Raw genomic sequence first — 3,229 nt, forward strand, 5'->3', positions numbered from 1 at the left:
GAGGGGGGCGCGAAGGAACGCAAGGCCTGCAAGCTCGAATAAATTTGAGTCGCGCCGCTCACCCGCCCTGCTTGGTGCTCGTGCCGAAATCCACCTTCGGCACCTGCATCTTGTCTTCCTCTACGGTGAAGTTCGCAAACGGCTCATTGCCGCGGAACCAGAATGTCGCCCACAGCACCGACGGGAAGGTCCTCAGTGTCAGATTGTACTCCCTGACCGCCTGGATGTAGTCGCGACGCGCCACCGCGATGCGGTTCTCGGTGCCTTCGAGCTGCGCCTGCAGCGCGAGGAAATTCTGGTTGGCCTTGAGGTCGGGATAGTTTTCCGAGACCGCGATCAACCGCGACAGCGCGCCCGTCAGCCCGGCCTGGGCATCCTGAAATTTTTTGAGGGCTTCCGGATCCTTCAGCGTCTCCGGCGTCACCGTGATCTGCGTCGCCTTGGCGCGCGCCTGGACCACCGCGTCGAGCGTGTCCTTCTCGTGCGAGGCGTAGCCCTTCACCGTCTCGACCAGGTTGGGGATCAGGTCGGCGCGACGCTGATACTGGTTGAGCACCTCGCTCCAGGCCGCCCTGGCATTCTCCTCCGCCGTCGGGATGGTGTTGTAGCCGCAGCCGGCAAGCAGCGGCAGCACGAAGGCCATCATCAGCAAGGCCGGCAAATTGCGGAAAGCGGAGGGTAGAAGAAGGCGCTCGGCGAACATGATTGGTCCCCTCGACAGAAGTTGTGATGCGAAGCATTACCACAATCCGTGCGCAAGAAAATGACCCGGTCGTGGCAGCGCTCTGATCTTGGCCGCTCGCCCCTGTGAATACGCGACCGAACAGGCTAAGCTCCGGGCCGGAAAGGACATTTGCCATGGCCGAGCGCCGGGACGACGAGAATGAATCGCGCCGCATCCTTGAGCGCGTGGCGCGCGAAACGACGCCGGGCGGCGCTTCCTTCGTCGCCCGCACCGCGAAGGACGCACGCGACCACGTGACCGCGGCGGATGCCGACCGCTCCGATCCGATCGAAGTTTGGGGCACCCGCATTGGCCGAACGCTCGGCCTCATCATCGCCATTGGGCTGTTGGTGTGGCTGGTGTATGCCGCCACGCAGAGTGGCTAGGAACCGAATTTCATGATTGCTGATAAAACCGACGCGCCGCGCGCGGTCATCGTCATCTCCAGTCATGTCGCCCGCGGCTCGGTCGGCAACCGCGCCGCGGTCTTCGCGCTGGAGACGCTGGGTTTCCCGGTTTGGGCGGTGCCGACCGTGATCCTGCCCTGGCACCCAGGCCACAGCCGCGCCACCCGCATCGTGCCGCCGCTCGATCAGTTCAAGGCGCTGATGGCCGACCTCGAGCGCGCGCCGTGGCTGGGCGAGGTGAGCGCGGTGCTCTCGGGCTATCTCGGTGAGGCCGGCCAGGCGGAGGCCGTCGCTTCGCTGGTTGCGGCCGTCAAGGCGAGGACGCCGGATGCCCTTTATGTCTGCGACCCGGTGATGGGCGATTCGGGCGGGCTCTATGTGCCGGAGCCGACGGCCGTCGCGCTGCGCGACAGGCTGATGCCGATCGCCGACATCGCCACGCCCAACCGCTACGAGCTCGAATGGATGGCCGGAGCGCCGCTGCCCGACATCAAATCGGTGACGGCGGCCGCCCTGCACGCCGGTCCCTCCACCATGCTGGTCACCTCGGCACCCTCGATGATGGCGGGCGGCACCGGTAACTTCCTCCTCGACGGCCGCCAGGCGCTGCTTGCCGAGCACCGCCTGATCGAGAAGCCGCCGAACGGGTTGGGCGACCTGACGGCCGCCGTCTATCTCGCCCGCATCCTTTCCGGCCAGCCGGCGGCGAAGGCGCTGCAGTCGACCACGGCCGCCGTCTACGAGATCCTGGCGCGCACGGCGAAACGCGGCGGCGACGAGCTGCAGCTCGAGACGGACGCGCAGAGCCTTTCGCATCCGATGGCGATGGTGCAGCTTCGCCATCTCCTTCATCCCGGGCGGGACAAGCGGGCGTGACGCCAGGCGGCGGCGTGCCGGCCGGCGTCGACGGCTGCAAGGCCGGCTGGATCGCCGTCCATCGCGAACATGGCGCGCCGCCATCGGCATCGGTCTTCGCGACTTTCGAGGCTCTGCTACACGCCCTGCCCGACGCCACGATCGCCGTCGACATGCCGATCGGCCTGCCTGATTTTTCCAACCGCGGCGGTCGCGGTCCGGAGGCGCTGGTGCGGCCGCTGCTCGGAGCACGGCAGTCGAGCGTCTTTGCCATACCATCGCGCGCTGCGCTTTACGCCGATACCGGCAACTTCACCACGGAGGAAGCCTGGTATGCCGCGCACCGGCGGGCAAGCGAGGTGGCTATGACGACTTCGGATCCGCCGCGCGGCGTTTCCATCCAGGCCTTCGGTATTTTTTCGAAGATTCGCGAGATCGACCAGCTGTTGATCGCGCGACCGGATTTACGCGGCCGCATCTTCGAATCGCACCCGGAAGTCGCCTTCTGTCGGCTGAACGGCGGCACCGCGATGATCCTGCCCAAGAAGATCAAGGGCACTATCAACCCGGCCGGCATGGAGGAGCGCAAGGCGCTGCTTTGCCGGCAAGGCTATGACAAGACCTTCCTCGACCAGGCGCCGCCGAAGGGTGCCGCCAGCGACGACTTCCTCGACGCGGCCGCCATGATGTTGATCGCCGGCCGCATCGCCAGCGGCGAGGCGCGGCCCTCGCCCGATCCGCCGCTGACCGACCGCTTCGGCATTCAGGTCGCCATCTGGGCATGACCGAACGGGGCGGCCGGCATGCGTTTGCGACGCCGCCATCCGCAATTCGGCATTGCCCGCGACCGGCTTTTGCCGCTAGAGGCTTTTTCGATCGCAACGAGCTGCCGCCCCCAAACCCTCGGAAAGGCTCTAGCCGCCAATGCCCCATCTCCCCGAACATCTGCTGACCGGCTATCGCAACTTCATGAGCGGCCGCTATCCCGCCGAAAGCGACCGCTACCGCTCGCTGGCGCGCGAGGGCCAGGCGCCCGAGACCATGATCGTCGCCTGCTGCGATTCCCGCTCGGCCCCCGAAGCGATCTTCGATGCCGGGCCGGGCGAGCTCTTCGTGCTGCGCAATGTCGGCAATCTCGTGCCGCCCTATGAGCCGGACGGCGAGTTCCACTCGACCTCTGCCGCGCTCGAGTTCGCCGTGCAGAGCCTGAAGGTTAAGAACATCGTGGTGATGGGCCATGGCC

Annotated in this window: 5 protein-coding genes; 4 read left to right on the forward strand and 1 reads right to left on the reverse strand. The window is 66.5% G+C overall.

The features are described from left to right. Window positions 1–58: 58 nt before the first annotated feature. The gene (locus EOA60_RS25385) at window positions 59–703 is read right to left on the reverse strand and encodes a LemA family protein (protein ID WP_067001437.1); all 645 of its coding nucleotides are present in this window, start codon (window positions 701–703) and stop codon (window positions 59–61) included. Window positions 704–858: 155 nt separating this feature from the next. Here EOA60_RS25385 and EOA60_RS25390 point away from each other — a divergent pair, with 155 nt between their 5' ends. The 4 genes from EOA60_RS25390 to EOA60_RS25405 all read left to right on the forward strand — a co-directional run. Continuing rightward, complete coding sequence (locus EOA60_RS25390; protein WP_095824172.1) at window positions 859–1,110, forward strand: hypothetical protein; 252 nt, start codon at window positions 859–861, stop codon at window positions 1,108–1,110. A gap of 12 nt (window positions 1,111–1,122) precedes the next feature. Continuing rightward, window positions 1,123–2,007 (forward strand): pyridoxal kinase PdxY, encoded by an 885-nt coding sequence (pdxY, locus tag EOA60_RS25395; RefSeq protein ID WP_095824173.1) that lies wholly within the window; start codon window positions 1,123–1,125, stop codon window positions 2,005–2,007. Then, window positions 2,004–2,771: a DUF429 domain-containing protein gene (locus EOA60_RS25400; protein ID WP_095824174.1), complete on the forward strand. Its 768-nt coding sequence runs from the start codon at window positions 2,004–2,006 to the stop codon at window positions 2,769–2,771. The genes pdxY and EOA60_RS25400 overlap by 4 nt, the downstream gene beginning before the upstream one ends. Before the next feature lie 139 nt (window positions 2,772–2,910). Further along, a partial coding sequence (locus EOA60_RS25405; RefSeq protein ID WP_281060775.1) for a carbonic anhydrase occupies window positions 2,911–3,229 on the forward strand: 319 nt, incomplete at its 3' end.

The sequence above is a fragment of the Mesorhizobium sp. M1A.F.Ca.IN.020.06.1.1 genome, from assembly GCF_004023265.1.
Taxonomy (GTDB): Bacteria; Pseudomonadota; Alphaproteobacteria; order Rhizobiales; family Rhizobiaceae; genus Mesorhizobium.